General features: G+C 59.8%; 16 protein-coding genes. 3 read left to right on the top strand and 13 right to left on the bottom strand.

Going from position 1 to position 17,789, the window contains the following annotated elements; all coding sequences use genetic code 11:
• Nucleotides 1-87: 87 nt before the first annotated feature.
• Nucleotides 88-1,800: a methyl-accepting chemotaxis protein gene (locus FTE24_RS04570; protein ID WP_160441648.1), complete on the top strand. Its 1,713-nt coding sequence runs from the start codon at nucleotides 88-90 to the stop codon at nucleotides 1,798-1,800.
• 183 nt (nucleotides 1,801-1,983) lie between these two features.
• Here FTE24_RS04570 and FTE24_RS04565 read toward each other — a convergent pair whose 3' ends face one another.
• From FTE24_RS04565 to FTE24_RS04510, 12 genes are all read right to left on the bottom strand, one after another.
• Nucleotides 1,984-2,355, bottom strand: a complete 372-nt coding sequence (locus FTE24_RS04565; protein ID WP_150229192.1) for a hypothetical protein — start codon at nucleotides 2,353-2,355, stop codon at nucleotides 1,984-1,986.
• A 20-nt stretch (nucleotides 2,356-2,375) separates the two neighbouring features.
• Nucleotides 2,376-2,774: a hypothetical protein gene (locus FTE24_RS04560; protein WP_150229194.1), complete on the bottom strand. Its 399-nt coding sequence runs from the start codon at nucleotides 2,772-2,774 to the stop codon at nucleotides 2,376-2,378.
• Between the two features lie 185 nt (nucleotides 2,775-2,959).
• Complete coding sequence (locus FTE24_RS04555) at nucleotides 2,960-3,922, bottom strand: NAD(P)/FAD-dependent oxidoreductase (RefSeq protein ID WP_150229196.1); 963 nt, start codon at nucleotides 3,920-3,922, stop codon at nucleotides 2,960-2,962.
• Nucleotides 3,923-4,268: 346 nt separating this feature from the next.
• Nucleotides 4,269-5,288 carry an ABC transporter substrate-binding protein gene (locus FTE24_RS04550; protein ID WP_237401632.1) on the bottom strand — a complete coding sequence of 340 codons (1,020 nt, stop codon included), beginning with the start codon at nucleotides 5,286-5,288 and terminating at the stop codon, nucleotides 4,269-4,271.
• Nucleotides 5,289-5,418: 130 nt separating this feature from the next.
• Nucleotides 5,419-5,664: a DUF3953 domain-containing protein gene (locus tag FTE24_RS04545; protein WP_150229200.1), complete on the bottom strand. Its 246-nt coding sequence runs from the start codon at nucleotides 5,662-5,664 to the stop codon at nucleotides 5,419-5,421.
• A gap of 174 nt (nucleotides 5,665-5,838) precedes the next feature.
• On the bottom strand, nucleotides 5,839-6,681 hold the full coding sequence (locus FTE24_RS04540; RefSeq protein WP_237401631.1) for a hypothetical protein: 843 nt from the start codon (nucleotides 6,679-6,681) through the stop codon (nucleotides 5,839-5,841).
• A 153-nt stretch (nucleotides 6,682-6,834) separates the two neighbouring features.
• Complete coding sequence (locus tag FTE24_RS04535) at nucleotides 6,835-7,764, bottom strand: phosphotransferase family protein (protein ID WP_150229202.1); 930 nt, start codon at nucleotides 7,762-7,764, stop codon at nucleotides 6,835-6,837.
• 237 nt (nucleotides 7,765-8,001) lie between these two features.
• The gene (locus FTE24_RS04530) at nucleotides 8,002-8,643 is read right to left on the bottom strand and encodes an NUDIX hydrolase (RefSeq protein ID WP_150229204.1); all 642 of its coding nucleotides are present in this window, start codon (nucleotides 8,641-8,643) and stop codon (nucleotides 8,002-8,004) included.
• A 75-nt stretch (nucleotides 8,644-8,718) separates the two neighbouring features.
• A complete protein-coding gene (locus tag FTE24_RS04525; protein ID WP_150229206.1) occupies nucleotides 8,719-9,009 on the bottom strand; it encodes an adhesin in 291 nt (96 codons plus the stop codon).
• The gene (locus tag FTE24_RS23180; protein WP_237401630.1) at nucleotides 9,006-10,454 is read right to left on the bottom strand and encodes a GNAT family N-acetyltransferase; all 1,449 of its coding nucleotides are present in this window, start codon (nucleotides 10,452-10,454) and stop codon (nucleotides 9,006-9,008) included. Before FTE24_RS23180 ends, FTE24_RS04525 begins: the two co-directional genes overlap by 4 nt.
• A gap of 54 nt (nucleotides 10,455-10,508) precedes the next feature.
• Complete coding sequence (locus tag FTE24_RS04515) at nucleotides 10,509-11,498, bottom strand: nucleoside hydrolase (RefSeq protein ID WP_150229208.1); 990 nt, start codon at nucleotides 11,496-11,498, stop codon at nucleotides 10,509-10,511.
• A 78-nt stretch (nucleotides 11,499-11,576) separates the two neighbouring features.
• Complete coding sequence (locus FTE24_RS04510) at nucleotides 11,577-13,361, bottom strand: ABC transporter substrate-binding protein (protein ID WP_150229210.1); 1,785 nt, start codon at nucleotides 13,359-13,361, stop codon at nucleotides 11,577-11,579.
• A 172-nt stretch (nucleotides 13,362-13,533) separates the two neighbouring features.
• Here FTE24_RS04510 and FTE24_RS04505 point away from each other — a divergent pair, with 172 nt between their 5' ends.
• Both FTE24_RS04505 and mgtE read left to right on the top strand, forming a co-directional pair.
• On the top strand, nucleotides 13,534-14,760 hold the full coding sequence (locus FTE24_RS04505) for an MDR family MFS transporter (protein ID WP_415663167.1): 1,227 nt from the start codon (nucleotides 13,534-13,536) through the stop codon (nucleotides 14,758-14,760).
• 215 nt (nucleotides 14,761-14,975) lie between these two features.
• Nucleotides 14,976-16,346 (top strand): magnesium transporter, encoded by a 1,371-nt coding sequence (mgtE, locus tag FTE24_RS04500; RefSeq protein ID WP_150229213.1) that lies wholly within the window; start codon nucleotides 14,976-14,978, stop codon nucleotides 16,344-16,346.
• 15 nt (nucleotides 16,347-16,361) lie between these two features.
• On the opposite strand, the gene FTE24_RS04495 is transcribed toward mgtE, so the two are convergent.
• The gene (locus FTE24_RS04495; protein ID WP_150229216.1) at nucleotides 16,362-17,789 is read right to left on the bottom strand and encodes a radical SAM protein; all 1,428 of its coding nucleotides are present in this window, start codon (nucleotides 17,787-17,789) and stop codon (nucleotides 16,362-16,364) included.

Raw genomic sequence — 17,789 nt, 5'->3', positions numbered from 1 at the left:
TCCGGACCGAAAAAGCCTTAACCGTTTTCGAATCTGGCCGATATAAACGAAGAGAACTTGGAATATACCGTTATGAGGAGGATTACGTTGAAATTGTTCAAAAACTTTTCCGTGGCCAAAAAACTGATCATCCTGATCGCGATCAGCGCGCTCGCGCTCGGCGCCGTCGGGTTTACCGGCTTGAGTTATATCCGGCAGCTGTCCAAAGATTCACAGATCATGTACAGTGACAACCTGATTCCGCTCGGCAAAGTCATGCAGGCCCGAATCAACGCGCGCGCAAGCGACGCCTATACGCTTGAACTGCTGACCGCAACCGATACGGCACGCGTGCAGGAACTCCGGGACGAGATCGCTTCGGCCTGGGAAGAGATCGACGCGATCGCCGACGAACTGGACGGAGGTCCGCTGACTTCGGAGCAGCAGCAAATTCTCGATCAATACCGGGGGCAGGCCGTGCAGCTTCAAAGCGATCGCGCCAAGGTGCTTGACCTGATCGCAGCCGGCCAATCCGGCGAAGCTTACAGCCTGTATAGTTCGACGGTCGAGCCCAGCCGCAAAGCGGTCAACGATTCGCTCAAAGCGCTGCAGGCTTCGAACATCGAAACGGCCGGGGCTATCAACGAGAAAAGTCAGTCCAACCTGGACGACATTACGATTCTCGTCATCGGCCTGATCGTGTTTGCGCTCGCCTTGCTCGTCGGGATCGGTACGCTGATTACCCGTTCGATTGTGCGTCCGGTCAAGGAAGTGGTCCGGCTGCTCGCCCAGGCGGAGAATGGCGACTTCACGGTCAAAGGCACGTATGTCTCCACAGACGAGATCGGCGAACTGTCGGCTTCGTTCAACCAGATGACCGGCAAGCTCCAGACGGTGTTCGGTTCCGTGCAGGAATCGGCTTACCTCGTCGCTTCTTCGTCGGAAGAGCTGAGCGCGAGCGCCGAGCAGAACAGCCGGGCCAGCGAACATATCACACAGGTCGTGCAGGAACTTGCGACAGGCGCGGATCACCAATCCGGCAAAGTCGAACACAGTTCGAGAGCCATCACCGATATTACGGAGCATACGCGCAATATCGCGGCTTATACCGCGGACATGCGCCGAGATGTGCTGCACGCATCCGAAGCGTCTTCCGAAGGCAGCCGTTCGATCGGCGAAGCCGGCCGGCAGATGAACGCGATCTCGGCCAACGTCGGCAGCCTGTCCGAAGCGGTGCAAAGCCTGGGCCGCCGGTCGGGCGAGATCGAGCAGATTACGCGCGTTATCTCGGAAATTTCCGGACAGACCAATCTGCTGGCGCTGAACGCGGCGATCGAAGCGGCCCGCGCCGGCGAACACGGCCGGGGCTTCGCGGTCGTCGCCGACGAAGTGCGCAAGCTCGCCGAACAGTCGAACGATTCCACGAAGCAGATCGCCGCGCTGATCGACCTGATCCGTCAGGATACGGATACGACGATCCGCACGATGGAGAGCACGGCCGGGGAAGTGCAATCCGGTCTTGAGATCGTCGGCGAAGCCGGTCGTTCGTTCGACAAAATCGAACGCGCCGTCGGCGAAGCGGTTGCCCAGATCGGCAAAGTGACCGAGACGCTCGAACGCCTGTCCGGCGGAACGGGCCAGGTAAACGACGCGATCGTCGACGTGCAGAGCATCGCCCGCGAATCGGCCATGAATACGCAGAACATCTCGGCCGCCACCGAGCAGCAGCTCGCTTCGATGGAAGAAATCTCGTCTTCTTCGCAGGCGCTCGCCGTTCTGGCCGACGATTTGCAGACGATCATCAAGCAGTTTAAGATTTGATCGCGATTGGATAAACGTACGGTTAACTGCAAAAAGATAAACGCAAAACGCAAAAAGGAAGCGCCGACGCCGGCGCTTCCTTTTTTAATGCCTTTTTTGATCCTTTTGTTAATGCCTTTTCGCAGCCTTGCGCAATTCCCAATCGTGTCCGGCCATGCGGTTCGTGCCCCGTTTCCCGTTAAGCTAAGCCTCGACCCGGTTGATCCGCAGAACCAACCGGCTGCGGCGTCCGAGCGTCAACTCGACCGGCTGTCCCAGCGGGAAGTTTTCCGGTTGTTGGGAAGCATCGATGACGCAGCTTTTGTGGCTGCCGTTAGGCAGCGTGACCCAGATCTGGTTGCGGTGCCGACTCTTGACGGATCCGCGGATTTTGGAAAAGTCTTTGATCGTGAGATCCAGCGCGGCTACGGATACGAGGTATAACCCGATCAGTCCGGCGAGTCCGAAAAAGACGAGCAGAGCCATATTGCCGTCTGACCCCAGGTTGCTCCACACCTGCCAGATTCCGATAAGCAGCATGAACGAAGCGGTGAAAAGCGTTGTTTTGATCTGCACTCGGGTACGTCCTCTCCTTTTTAGGCGAAAATATCCGTCATGTCCCGCTTGGTAAAAGTCGGCGGAATATCGGATGCGGCCGCAAAAGCGAGAAACAACGCTTCCGCCCCCGCCGCGTCGAACGTCTCGCTGACCTGCCGCTCCCGCTTGGTGCGCAGGCGCAGCGGTCCGGTCTTCTCGACGTGCTCGACGACGTGGCCGATCGCGTAATGCCGAAACCCGTCGCCTGTCGGCCGCCGCATCTCGACGATCATCCGGTCCGCCGAACCGGCGCATTGGATGTACAGATGGTCGCTGACGGACAGGACGCAGAACGTCCGGTCGGCATCGTTCATCAGCCGCAGCTTTGGCCCGATCGACTCCGGCTGCACGTCCTGTTCGAGCACTTCACCCCGGTTTTCTTCATAGCGAAAATCCATGTCTCCATCCTCCCGTTCTTCGCCGGGGCGCACAGCCCGTATTACGACCGTCCGATTGCCCGGCGTATGTAACCGAAGCCCCTAATAGACGACGAAACGCGAAGTTTCGTCGTCTAGGTTTATTTTATACGCAGCAGGCGCGGGGAACAAGGCGGGATTCCGGAGAATGGAATATCGCTAGGCGATCAACGGTTCGGCACCGCGCTGCGGGACTCCCAATCGGCTTCCAGTAGATCGGAGTTGATCATCACGGCCGCCATCGACCCTGCGGCCACGGCGGCGGCAACCTGGTATTTCTGCGACGCGCCGTCGCCCGCTCCGAATACGCCGCTGACGTCCGAGCGTCCGAATTCGTCGACCGCCATCGCGCCGGATTCGGTCACGGCGCAGCCGAGCACAGCCGGCAGCTCCGAACCGGGAGCGAGCTTGGGCGCGAAAAAGATTGCCGTGCGCGCAACTTCCGTTCCGTCTTCCAAAACGATCGCCCGTGTCTGCCCGGCTTCCGACGAGATCCGGACAATCGGGGATTCGTAGACCGGCACGCCTTTACCGCGCAGCAGTTCCTTGTCCCCGTCGGACAAAGCTTCTCCTTCTCCGTGGACAAACAGCGCGATATCGTCACTCCAGCCGGACACGACACGGGTCAAATGCATCGCATGGGCGCTGCTCGCGATAATCGCGATCGGACGGTCCCGCATTTCCCAGCCGTCGCAGTAAGGACAGACAAAAGCGCTTTTGCCGTAGACGTCCTGCAGCCCTTCGAGCTCGATTGGCAGGTCCTGCATGCCGACGGCGAACAGAAGCTTGCGCGCCCGGTAAGTCCGGCCGCTGATGCTCGTGACTTCGAACCGGCCGTCGACACCTTCCGCGCGCACGGCCCGATCCTGCACGAACGCGACGCTCGGATAAGCCGCGATCTGCTCGCGGGCCGCTCTGCGCAGTTCGGCAGGTGCCACGCCGTCCTGGGTCAGGAATCCGTGGGAATGGCCGGTCACCCGGTTTCGGGGCAGTTCTTCGTCGATGACGATCACATCCCGACGGGCCCGTCCCAGCACCAGCGCCGCGCTCATGCCTGCCGGACCTCCCCCAATAATTATTACGTCAGCGGATACGGACAGATCGATCGATGGCTGGGTAATTTTTATCATTCTCCTTTTAAGTCTATAAAAGACTATTAATATCTCTGATGTTGCGAAAAAAAAGGGGTTACGAGCGTCTGGGGGTTATGCTGCTCTAGGACATGTGCAGAATATTTTTAATCAAGGACTACATGTATCCATGATATTCGTAATCGTTTCGATTTGTCAACCTAATCTTTTCTCAGGTCGGTATTGATTATTTTTCCGGGGTGTGCGATTGCTTTTTTTCTGGTTTTACGGGCTTATTATTCTGAATTTTTCATATGTTGAAATTTAATTTATATAGTGTTCATCCTATGTCTTTTGTCGGCAAAAAAACACTCCCCCGCATGGAGAGAGTGTTTGAAATCGATTTTTATTTGACGGACAGCAGGCTGTCCGTCAAAAATTTCAGTTGGCCTTCCAGCGTCACGGGATCGTTGTACGTGTCGGACGTCGGATCCAGTTGGAACACGTGTCCGGCTTTGACGGCAGGCAGGTTTTTCCACAGGCTGTTGCCGTAGACCACTTCCGGGTCCCCGTCGTCGCCCGACCACGGGCTGGTGAAGATGATGTCCCCCGCATAGTCCGGCAGGACTTCAAGCGAGATCGACGCCGTGCCTTTGCCGCTGTCGATCGCTTCGGCCTGGGCTTTGGTCGGAGCTTTCAAGCCGAATTCGCCGTACAGGATCTCTCCTCCGCGTCCGTAATTGTGTCCGAACACGTACACGCCTTTGGCATACGGATTCAAAATGGATACGGTGCGGTCGCCGACGGCTGCCAGTACCTGCGGTTTCACTTCGGCGATTTTGGCTTCCCACTTTTTCACCCAGTCTTGAGCGGCTTCTTCCCGATTGGTCAGCTTGCCGATCTCGAGCATCAGATCTTTGTAGTTATGTTTGCCGTATTCGAGCTGTACGACCGGCGCGATCGCCGACAGCTGATCGATACCGTCCGTTCCTTTGTACACGACGATCAAATCCGGCTTCAGGTTCAGGATCGGTTCCGCCGTAGGCAGTTCGCCGAGGTCGGTCGTGCCTTCCGCTTTGAGCTGCTCGTTGATGTACTTGTTGTTCATCGCTCCCGACAGCGCGCCGACGACCGGAGCGTCAAGTGCAACGAAATAGCCGGTTGTAAAAGAAGTCAGGTCGATGATCCGCTGCGGATCGGCGGGAACTTCCACGTCGCCCACGTCCGATTTGTACGTGACGGTCTCCGCGCTGCCTGCCGCTGTCTCTTCCGCGGGCTTCGCCGCCTCGTCTGTAGACGCCTGCTTATCCGCAGCCGTCGCGGTGCTTGCGGCCGGCTCGGTGCTCGCCGCCTGTTGTCCGCACGCGCTCAGCAGCAGCAGCGCGGACAGAATCAGCAGCAGGATAAAATTGGATCTTCTCAGCAAAATAAACCCACCCTTTTTTTGATAGTGATAATCATTATCAAAAATAGCATGCTCTGCTCCTTTTGACAAGCAAATGTTGCAAAATGGTGCGGACATTTAGGGCGGAAGCCTTCTTTTGCCTGCGGCGCGTTCACAAAATCAACGTGCAGAGCCCGACAATCAGCGCGAACAGCCCGGTCAGCATCGACAAAGCGAAATACCCCCGCCGGTTTTTGCCGCGTTCGTCAAAAGCCATCGCGATCGCCATCAGTCCCAAAAAAACGAACATGACCGGCGTAGCCGAAAAGTTTTGCGTAATCAGCCCGAATAAAGCCACGATGATCGTCAGTGCGGCGAATGATAATTTTAAAGCAAACCAAGTTTTTTTACGCGTCATTGCGTGTGTCTCCCTTCGCCGTGAAATGCGTTCTCCGCTATAGACGCGCGAAACGCCGTAAACGTTTGGGCCGCGTATAAAAATCCGGAAAACTCCCCCTCCTGCCGAAGCCGTCAGCGCGGCGCACACCAAAACGACCCTGCCGCGGGAAGCGGAGGGTCGTCGGGACTTGCCTTATCTGACTTCTTCGCGTTCCGCGCCGCCGCCGCTCTCCCGGTTGCGCCGCATGCGGCGTTCGGCTTTGCTCTCGGTTTCCGCTTCCCGCATCCCGTCCCGGGCGAAGATCAGCTCAAGCTCCAGCAGCCGGTCGGACAGCCGCAGCGGAATCGCTTCGCGCAGCTCGTCCCAGGGCATGAACTGTTCCGGCAGCAGCCGGACTTCGCTGTATTCCAGCGCCGGCGTGAACGCGAACGAACGCAAATACCGGCGCACCCTCGCGTCGATCTCGTCCGCTTCGACCCCGGCCGGCAGCAGACAGGCGGGCTCCCCGCCCGCGCCGCCCGCATACAGTCCGTCCGCTCCCGCCCGCGCGCCGGCAGCCAGATACAGATCCGGCAGCAGCTCGAACAGTTCGGGCATCGGCGACAGCGCATGCTTGCCCGGCTGTGCGAACAGCCGCACATGCGTGCCGTCGCTGAGATTGCTGCGGTTTTTCAACAATCCTTTTAAAAGTCGGCCGTGAAAAGTAACTTCGCAATCGAGCACTTCGCCGTTCGGGCCCAAATAGATCCATACCTGCTCCAATTGATGCAAATGGCCGATCTCGTAATCCCACCAAATCGCGTATTCCAAAATACGGTCCGTGCGCGGATCGGCTTCCGCGAACGATCGCGGGAACGAAGCCGATATCCCGTCCGGTTGCAGGCGCGTAAATCCGACCAGATTGGGCAGGAAAGGCTCGCGCAGATCGAACATCAAATAAGGCGCGTAGCGCTCGCACAGCGCCCGGTCTTCTTGCCGGTTCGCGGCTTCTCCGTCTTCCGGTGTTGGCCCTTCATGCGCCGCCGGCTCGTTCATCTTCTCAACTCCTTAACATTTCACTGCATTCAAACGGCATTTTTCGGTCCGAATGCGGATTCATTTTTCCGATATCTCTATTTTGCGGGAAAAATGTTCGGTGAATGTTAAGGCGGGTTGCCAAAAGCGTTAACTTTGTAACCGAGCGGCCGATTACGCGCCGCTCGCGGCGGCCGTCTCCCGTTCATACGCTTCCAAGCCGTATTGCAGCGACTCCGCGTCGTCGGTATCGAGGCCGTGCAGCGCTTCGCGCAGCGGCATGAGCCCGGCATGGAACACCGCTCTTCCCGCCAGCGCCGCGCCGCCGGGGTAACGATTCACGCATCGGGCGAAAAAGGACGGCCCGTAAGCAAATAGCACGTCGGCCAGATCGAGCGCCGGATCGCCGATCCGGGCCGAGCCGAAACCGACGACGCCTGCCACCTCTTCTTCCTGCGCGTCCCACAGCAGATGGGCCGGACCGAATGCGCCGTGAATCCAGCTGCGGTCTGTCGTCTTCCCGGCGTATCCGGAACAAAACGCCGCATAGTCTTGTTCGAAGCGCTGCCGCGACTGCGGGCTCAACCGTTCGAACAGCTCGCCCAGGATGCGCCCGTGCAGCTTGTCCGGCGGCAGCGTGCGCAGGTCTTCTTGCTCCGCCGCTTCGTCTTCGCCCGCGACGAGTCGGCGTTCATGCCCGGCCGGCAGGTCCAGCGTATGCAGCGCATACAGAAAAGCCGCGATGACTTCGGCCGCCCGTTCGATGACGTCCGGCTCTTCTAGGCTGCCGAGCGTCTCGGGCCACAGCGGTTCGCCGTCGATCCGTGCGTAGCCCATAAAAGCCGCGCCCGGTTCAAGCCGCTCGAACGAACAGCGTTCCGGGCGCGGAACCGGCAGGGAGGCGGCGCGGGCGACGGCGGGCAGCAGCACCTCCGTTTCCCACCACAGCGCCTCCGCTGTCTTCGGAGTTGTGGCAAAACGGAAAATCAGGCGGTAATTGACCGTAAACACGATATGACGCTGCGCGGCATGTTCGGTCTGCACGTCCACGATCGGCATCTCGGGATAACAGTCCTGAATGCGGCGCGCAAAAGGATGGGTCATGGGCAAAGTCCTCTTTTCAAATGGAATAAGATCAGGTCGGTCCGCGTCGTTCCATCATACCAATAAAAGGTTTGAAATAATTATTTATCGTTCGTTCTCAAAATGACAGCTCTTCTCCCCTGTCCCCGGCACAATCTCCCTTGGGTCCGGTCTACTGCCGCTTCACCCGGGATTGATATACTCGCCGCACCAAAAACCGCCGAAGCTTGGGCTCCGGCGGTTTTTGAAGTGCTCGTCCTAACTTTCCGAACTGTCCAAACCCTCAAGCGCGCCGAACACCAATCCGTAATACTCCGGCGTATTGTCGGTGAAATCGTCCAGCGTCACCGAACGCTCCTCGAATACCGGGCGAAGCTGATCGTCGTAGGTCAACCCTTTGGCCGACAGCGTCGTGCGCCGGCCTTCGATCAGCTCGCGGAACGCCTCCGCTTCGACCCGGAACAGTCCGGATACTTCGCTATGCTGTACCCGGTATGCTTCAAGCGGCAGGTCGCAGCGATGCACATGCACATGCGTGAACTCGCGGTCCATATAATGTTCGGAGATGCGGTATTCGTCCCGGTGCAGCCCGCAGTAGACCAGCTGCTCGTAACGAACGTTCAAGCCGAGTTCTTCTTCCAGCTCGCGCAGACCGTCTTCCGGCGTCTCGCCTGCCAGCAGATGCCCCGCACTCGACGTATCGAGCTTGTCCGGGAACGATTCCTTGTCCGGATGGCGCAGTTGGAACAGCAGCTGCCAGCCGGCCTCCGCCGAACCCGACACGATCCAGCAGTGAAACACCTGATGCCAAAGTCCCCGTTCGTGCACTTCGCTGCGGGCTGCCGTGCCGATAAGCTCGCGGCGTTCGTTGAAAATATCCAAAATTTCCGTGACGGCCATGTTCCGGTATGCCCCTTTCGATTCGGACCCGGCAGCCGCCGGGCCCGCGTAGTGCCCGCTGCCGGGCCGTTAAAGTTACAACGCGCAGCGGTCGTCGCTGCGCATGACGAGGCCCGTGCCCCGCCCATCGACGAGCAGGTCGAGCGTGACCGTATCGACGAAGCTGACCGCATGCGGTTCATAGGCCACTTCAAGACCGTTGACGGTAAGCATGCGGTCGTTTTGCTCCGCATGGCCAAGCTTGACCAGAAAGCCCGGTCCGCAGCAGCTGCAGCTTCGGCCGCTCGACAGAACGCGCAGCGTCGGAATGCCCGTTTTTTGCATTTCACGCTCGATAAAAATTTTGGCGTCGTCGGTAATGTTCACGGATGGATCGCCTCCCCGCCGCCGAATTCTTTTTCCTCTTCCGCCCTGTCTTTCGGATTCAGGATCGCCAGCAGCACGTGATCGCGCCAGCGTCCGTCGATCTGCACGTTGCGGCGCGACAAGCCTTCGCGCAGGAAGCCCGCTTTTTCCAGCACGCGCAGCGAAGGTTCGTTATGGGGCATGACGCCCGCCTCGATCCGGTGCAGCACGAGCACTTCGAACGCATGCCGCACGACGTAGCGAACCGCTTCCGTCATGTAGCCTTTGCCGTTATGCGCCCGGTCGAGAAAATAGCCGAGCCAGGCGCTCTGCAGACTGCCCCGGCTGACGCCGGTCAAATCGACGAGGCCGATCGGCTCGTCGAAGCCGCGTTCGCGCACGACGAACAGATACCGCTCGTCCGCCGCCGCCGCGTCGACGGCCCGCCGGACCCGCGCCGCCTGTTCGCCTTGCGTATAAAACGATTCTTCGCGCGTGCCGGTGAACATCCGGAAAAAGTCGCGGTTGCCGAGTTCGAGCGCCAGCAGACCGTCGACGTCGCCGACCTGCACCGGCTCGATCCGCAGACGCTCCGTGCCGTCGCTGTACAAGCCGAGCGCGCCCGGACCGTCTTCCCGGGACGGACGCTCTATCGGCTGAATGATCGGCGTGGCTTCCGAATCCGGCTCTGCTGCCAGCACCCCGGCCGGCCGGACAGAGCCTGCAGCGTCGGCTGCGAACGAACGGACCGTCGTCCGCGGTTCCCCGTGCGTTGCTGCGGACGGTTGCTCTTCTTCAAGCGGAGCGCGTCCCGAAGACGTATGTTCCAAAAACCACCGGTACAGCCCGTCGTTCGCGTATACTTTTCGCCAGCAGTCGTGGGCCAGGCCCGGATACAGCGTGAGCTCGACTTCGGCGCCTTCGCTTCTCATCGCTTCGGCGATCTTCTCCGACTCCGCCGGCCGGATGACCTGATCTTCCATACCGTGAAAGATCCACGTCGGCATGCTTCCAAGCTTGCGGGCAAAAGCGGGATCGCCGCCGCCGGACACCGGCGCGATCGCGGCGAAACGTTCGCGGTTATGGGCGGCCAGCTGCCAGACACCGTAAGCGCCCATGCTGAACCCGGTCAGATAGACGCGATTCCGGTCGATACCGAGATTGTCCGTCACTTCGCCCAGAATCGCCATCACTTCGTCTTCGCGCATGTTCCAGAACACGCCGATCGGGCATTGGGGCGCGACGACGACGAACGGAAAATCGGGTTCGGTCTCCAGTCTCGCGGGCAGCCCTTCCTTGCGGATCTGATCCAGCTGCATGCCGCTTCCTCCCGCGCCGTGCAAATACAAAATCAGCGGCCATTTTTTTGAAGATTCCGCTTCATAGCCCGCAGGCACGTAGAGCAGATAGTCCATGCAGATACTTTTGGCGATTTGGGTATCGATTCGGAGCTGTTGACTGTTCATGCCTGTTCTCCCCTTTCGGTCGAGTCTGCGTGCCCTCTATCTCCTTTTTTACCCTTAACGGATCGTGCGCAGCACATCCAGCAGCAGCGCTTTGAACCGCGGGCGATCGATGCCTTCGCATACGCGCACGTTCGCCGGGCGGCCGAGGCGGCCGTTGACGTCGACCACGCTGTAGCCGCGCGTCCATTGCCCTTTCGTCTCCACGTCGACGAAATAGTCGCCGCTGCGCGTCATGATCCTCTCGTCGGCGGCCACCGCCATGAGCAGCGTATCGGGATGCGTCGTGCCGTTCAGGCGATGCACCTTTTTGTTGAACGACATGACCACTTGGTTGACCGCCGAGAAAAAAGCCGCGCCCGACGTGCCGAGCGCCGCGATCTCCGCATGATCGTCGTCGTCCATCAGCGAAAAGTCCGTGCACATCTCCCAGCCGACCATCGTCGCGGGAATGCCGGAGTTCAGCACAAGGCTGGCCGCTTCCGGATCGGTATAGAAGTTGTATTCCGCCGCCGGCGTAATGTTGCCCAGCGCGTTGTTCGTGCCGCCCATAACGTACAAGTGTGCGATTTTCGGAACGATCGTCGGATCTTTCTGGATCGCCATCGCGATATTGGTCAACGGCGCGATCGCGAGCAGCGTAATTTCGCCCGGATGCCGGTGCACCGTCTCGATCAGGAAATCGACCGCATGTCCTTCGGCGGGGCGCTGGACGGCCGGCGGGAAGTTCGCGCCGCCCATGCCGTCGCTGCCGTGCACGTCTTCGACGGTGAGGTGCGGCGGCGAATTCCACGGGGCCAGCAGCGGCCGCTCGCAGCCTTTGTACACCGGAATACGGCTGTCCGCCCCGCCTTGGCCGGCGATCTGGATCGTGTACAGCGCATTTTCGACTTCCTGGTCGAACCGGACGTTACCGCCCGTGATCAGGATGCCCAGCACGTCGAAATGATGCAGGGCGGTCAGGATCGCGATCGTGTCGTCTCCCGCCGTATCCGTATCGATCATCACTTTGCGCCGCTTGACGGCGGCTTCTTCTTGGATGTTCATGCTTGTATCAGCCTCTCTTTCGCGTTCGCGGCCTTCGGCCGGCTTCCTCTTCAAGTATAGAAGCGAACGCCTTCCGGTTCAATGCTTGCCCGCCGCTTCATCGTCGCCGTCCTCGCCCCGTACCCAGAGCCGGGACAGGTTCGGAAACCCGAGCGAACCCATGCGCAGCCCGTATAGACTGCGGTTGAAATAGGCGCGGTGGCTCGTATGCGCACCGTACAGCAGCCAGTTGTTGTCGCCCAGCAGGCGCTGCGCCCGCGCGAAAATATCGGCCCGTCCGCCAGCGTCTTCCCTCATGAACCCGTCGAACAGCGCCAGCAGCTCTTCCCGCTGTTCGTCAAGCAGCATCCGCCCCAAATAATTGATCCCGTTCAGAAAAAAGTTCAGCAGGTCGAGCTCCCAATCGTCTTCGAGCACTTCCGAGGCGATCGCAAGTTCCGCTTCGTTCACCTGCGGATACCCGAGCGCGGGATCGTGCGGACACGGTTCGAGGCGCAGGCCGATCTGCTCCGCGCGGCGGCGCAGCCAGTTGGCTTCGATCCATTCTTCCTTCTTGTCGGTAAAAACGAGCCGGACCGCTTCTCCGCCGTAGCCGCTTGCGCGCAGAAGATCCCGGGCTTCTTCCAGCGTCCCCGAAGAGAAGGCGGACGGATCGCTGAACCGGGGCAGGAAGCCCGAAGCCGGCGACAGGCGATCCCCGCCCAATTCGCCGACCAGCAGTTCCCGGTCGTACAGGATGCGTATCGCCCGGCGAAAATCCGCCCGATGATGCGGCCCTTCCCGGCGAAAGTTAAAGATCAGATACCGGCAGCCCTGCGCGGGCGAATCGATCTGCCGGCTGCCTGCCACCTCGTCGTCTTCGGACAGATGATACGTGCGCAGATCATGATCGGCGTTCGGCATGAACCAGACGTCGACCCGGTCCAGCAGCGGCCGATACCCGTAATAACCGTCGAAAGCGCTGAGCGACAGCCGGTGTTCGCTCAACTCGGATACGCGAAACGGTCCGCTGCCGATCGGAAGGTCTCCTTCGTCGGATTCCGCCGGCACGACGGACAGATACAGACTGCCGATCAGATGCAGGAAAAAAGCGTTGGGACGCGACAAGCGGAAGATGACCGTATACTCGCCGCTCGTCTCGACCTGTTCGATATCGCGCAGCAGGCTCAGCGCCGTCGACTGTTTGCGGCGCAGCCGCAGCAGCGTCTCGCGCACGTCGACGGACGTCAGCAGGCGGCCGTTATGAAAGCGGACGCCTTTGCGCAGATGGAACGTCCAGCGGTCTCCGCGTTCGCCGGCTTCCCAGCGATGCGCAAGCCGCGGCTGGAATTTGCCCGAAGCCGCATCGTACTTGATCAGCGGCTCGTAAATTTGGCCGAGGATATACACTTCGAAAGCGGTATACGCGGAAGACGTGTCGAGCGGTTCCATTTTGCGGTAGCGGATCATGCGCAGCACGTCGTAATCCTGGCTGTCCGCCGGCTCGCTATGCAGCCCGAGATAGCGATTGAACGGCGACCACAGCCGCGCCTTCAGCCCTTCGTCCGCGCCCGATTGCGCGATCAGATCGAGCGCGTCGCTGGCCCGCCCGTGTTCGAGCAGGCTGCGCACGCGCCGCTCGAGCACGTCTTCCGCCGAGCGCAAAAAGCGCAGCTTCGATCCGTTGCCCCGCCCGCGGCCCGGCACCCACACAATCCAGCCCGCTTCTTCCAGCTTGCGCAGCACGAACTTCACGTTGCGCGGCGTGCAGTGCAGCAGTTCCGCCAGCTGCGCGACGGTGACGAACGCTTCTTCTTCCCCGCCCGGACGGGCGTTCCGCAGATGATCGTGAATCGTAATGTACTGCCTCATGACGTGATCCATGTCCCGGCTCCTTTCCGTGCGTTTGCCTCCGGCAAACGGCTTTGTTTATTGCAGCATATAAAAGGGGAAGAAAGCAAACAAATTCTTGCCCTTTTTCTTCCCCTTTTAGCGGCTTACAATAATGAAAACGGAAATCGCAACAGAAGTCGCGAACAAGGAGGCCAAGGCCATGCTGCCACAAGCGTTCAAACAGATTCATCCTCTTGCCTGGACGATTATCGTCGGCACGATGTTCGGCCGCCTCGTCACGTCGATGAGCATCCCGTTTCTCGCCATCTACCTGACGAGCTCGATGGGCGTCTCCGCCACCCTGACCGGCGTGATCGTCGCCGCAAGTTCTCTCGCCGGCGTGTCAATCAGTTTCTACGGCGGCTATATCTCCGATCGGATCGGACGCAAAAAGGTGCTGCTCGTCTCGGTATTTTGCTGGGCGGCCGTCTTTTTCGGCTTTGCCGCAGCAAGCGAAATCTGGATGTTCTTCGTCGTGAACGTCCTGAACGGGCTGTGCCGCTCCGTGTTCGAGCCGGCTTCGCGCGCCCTGCTGTCCGACACGACGCCGCCCGAACATAAGCTGCTCGTGTTCAACCTGCGCTATGCCGCAATCAATATCGGGGTCGTATTCGGCCCGATCATCGGGCTGCGCCTCGGTTCGGCGGAATCGATGTTCCCGTTTCTCGTCGCGGGCTTCGTCTACGTGCTGTACGGATTCGTGCTGATTATGCAGTTCGCCGCGCACGCAGACGCCCTGTCGCAGCGAGGCACAGCCGAAGCGCCGAAGATCCGCGAAGCGTTCGCGGTGACGAGCCGGGACCGGATCTTCCTGCCGGTGCTGATCGGGACGACGTTCTGCGTACTCGGCTACGGCCATTTCAGCTCGACGCTGGCGCAGTATTTGACGCTGAGCCCGTATATCGCCAACGGCAAAGAGCTGTTCTCCTATATGCTGGCGATGAATGCGGCGGTCGTACTGATCGTTCAGTATCCGATCGTCAAAACGGTCAGCCGGTATCGTCCGGTCGTGCCGCTGATTCTCGGCAACGTGCTCGTCTCCGCTTCGCTGCTTATGTTCGGGCTCGGCCACGGTCTGCCTCTGCTGCTCGCCGGCGTGTTCGTGTTCACCGTCGGCGAAGTGCTGCTGTTCACGATGATGGACATGCTGATCGACCGGATCGCCAAGCCGCAGTGGAAAGGCACCTATTTCGGCACGATCGGCTTCAACAACATCGGCAGCGTCGCCGCGCCGATCGTCGGCGGGCTGCTGCTCGACCGGTTCGCCGCGCTAAGCGGCTTTGCCGTCTTCGCCCCGCTTGCCCTGCTGACCGCCTGCGGGCTGCCGTTCCTGCTGGCCGCGCACAGACGGCTCACGGCCAGGGAGGCGGCGGAAGCCGCCCGAACGTGACGCTGCCGGATTGTGCCCGGACAAACCAAAAAGCTGCGCGGTTCCCGTAATAGGGAACCGCGCAGCTTTTTTGGGCGCTCCGCTTTTTCGCGGATCGGCCTTTTTCTCACACATCTTTTCCGCATCTTTTCACGCATCGAAACGTTTTGTCTGCGCTTCGGACGTTTACACTGTAGAGAGTAAGCAATTAAGATTCATTTCTCAAGGAGGACGTTATGCCGCCCACGCTCAATCGACAAGAATTGTATATCCGACAGTTGACCGAAGAAACGCTCGGCCTGCTGGACCGGGAAAGCTTTGCCGATTTTCACCGCTTCGCCAAAGACGTGCATCCGTACGATCTGGCCCAGATCTACGAGGAACTTCAGCCCCGTGACCGGAATCGGTTCCTTATGCGCATGCCGACCGAACAGCTTGCCGATCTGACGGAGTCGATGAACAGCGCCGACCAGGCCGAGATTTTCCGGCTGCTCGGACCCGACCGCTCGCTCGACGTCATGCAGCAGATGGACGAAGGCGATCTCGTGCGCTTCCTGCACGAGCTTCCGCCGAAGAAACGCGAAGAACTGCTGAACTATATGCAGCTCAGCAGTTCGACCTCCCTGCGCACGCTGCTCGGCTACCCGCCGGAGAGCGCCGGACGGTTAATGTCGGACCGCTTCATCTCGATCGCCGCCGAAGACACGGTGCAGGAGTCGCGGGAACATATCCGGCGCGCCGCTTCGATGTCCGACACGATCAGCTATTTGTACGTCGTCGACGGACAGGGACGCCTCGCGGGCGTCGTTTCGTACCACGACCTGTTCTTCGCGGAAGAAGAGCGCAAAGTCGGCGAACTGATGAAGACACGCGTCGTGACCGCTTCCGCGACGATGGACCAGGAAGAAGCGGCCCGGCTGATTCAGCGCTACGATTTTCTCGCCCTGCCCGTCGTCGACGAAGACCAGAAGCTGTGCGGCGTCATTACGGTCGACGACATTCTCGATATCGTCGTCTCGGAAGCGGACGAAGACGTGGCCAAAATGGGCGGCGGCGGCAAAGACATCGATTTCGACACGAAAGCGATCGTCGCCGTTCGGCGGCGCCTGCCGTGGCTCGTGCTGCTGCTGTTTATCGGGCTCGTCTCCGGCAGCATCGTTGATTACTTCGAAGACACGCTCAAGCAGATCGTCGCGCTCGCGTTCTTCATGCCGATGATCGCGGGCATGACCGGCAATACCGGCACCCAATCGCTTGCCGTCGTCGTGCGGGGCCTGAACGGCCGCAAATTGACGAAGCAGACCGTGCTGAAGCTGATTCGACGGGAACTGATCGTTGGCATCACGATCGGCCTCTGCTGCGGCGCGATCATTACGCTGATCGCCTATTTCTGGCAGGGGAGCCTCGTGCTCGGAGGCATCATCGGCATCTCGCTGATCGCTACGCTGATCATCGGCACGCTGACCGGCACGTGCATCCCGCTGCTGCTCAGCCGCTTCAAAGTCGATCCGGCCGTCGCGTCCGGCCCGCTGATCACGACGCTCAACGACATTCTGTCCCTGTTTATCTACTTCGGCATCGCCAGCCGCTTTCTCGGCATGCTGTAACTTATCGAATCGCGATCAGCGGCAGCCCGGCGAGGAATCCCAGGCTGTCGCGATTTCGGCTTTGCGTTCTTCGAGCAGTGTCTCCTTGTCATCCCGGTAGAACATGTTGTACGTATCGAACGGGATGATCCGGCCATCCGGATGCGCGATATGCACGCACGATTTTTTGACCGAACGCACATCGAAATTGTAGGCATCGAGAAACTGCATGATGATGACCCGGAACACGTTATCGTACACGATCTCTTCCGGCACGGCCGCAAGCGGCAGGCAGCAGAGCAGGCTTTTGAGCGACAGCGCCGAAGAGACGGGCGAATGGCCGGTCGACAGCAGCTCGAACAGTTTGCCGCGCACGACCGGATCATGCTCGAACACGATCGTGTTGCTGTCGCCTTCGAGCAGCGTCTCCTTGTCGATCATGCGCGTCAGCGGCAGCACTTCCCCGCCGAGCTTGAGCGCGTACCCCATCGCCAGACAGTCGGGATGGCACGGCACCGGCAGAATGTCTTCAGGTTCGAACACGCCCGACTGATCGATGATCATCTGGCGCACTTCGCTGACCGTAAGGCGGTCGGTTGCCGGATCGTAGCCTTCGAGGCGTCCCGCCGCCTGAATCGGCTGGATCGTCACGCCGCGCACCGCTTTCTGCTTCAACCCGTATTGAATGATCGTGCCGACCTCGTGATCGTTCAGCCCTTTTTTGAGCGTGACAACAAGGGTCGTGGACAGGTTGAACTCGTTCAGGTGGCGAATCGCGTCCTCGCGAATACGCCGGACGTCGGCGCCGCGCAGCTCTTTGAGCACGTGCGGTTCGAAGCTGTCGAACTGCAAATAGATTTCGAAGCCGGGCATGTAGGAAGCGAGCCGTTCGGTAAAAGCACGGTCCTGCGCGATACGCACGCCGTTCGTATTGACCATGATATGCTTGATCGGCCGCGTGCGGCACAAATCGAGAATTTCGAAAAACTGCGGATGCGTCGTCGGCTCCCCGCCGCTGATCTGCACGATGTCCGCTTCGCCTTCGTTCTCGATGATACGGTCCAGCATGAATTCGATCTGTTCCATCGAACGGTGCGTCGTGCGCTGCGGCGAAGATTCGGCAAAACAAATCGGGCATTTCATATTGCAGTGATCCGTGATCTCCAGCAGCGTCAGGCAGCTGTGCTGCTCGTGATCCGGGCACAGGCCGCAGTCGTAGGGACAGCCGTATTTGATCGGGGTGTTCCAGCGCAGCGGCATTTCCGACGCTTTGATGAATTCGCGCGTTTTTTTGTAATAATCGACGTCGGTCGAGATCAGCACTTTCTCGGGCCCGTGCACGAGGCAGCGCTTGAGCATGTACATGCGGCCGTCTTCTTCGAGAATCTTCGCTTCCACTTTGCGGTAGCAGGTCGAACAGATGCTGTTGGTCAGCTCATGGTAGAGGTACGGACGATTCGGCAT

Source organism: Saccharibacillus sp. WB 17, assembly GCF_008634075.2.
GTDB lineage: Bacteria > Bacillota > Bacilli > Paenibacillales > Paenibacillaceae > Saccharibacillus > Saccharibacillus brassicae.
This window is presented reverse-complemented; position numbering and strand designations above follow the sequence as displayed.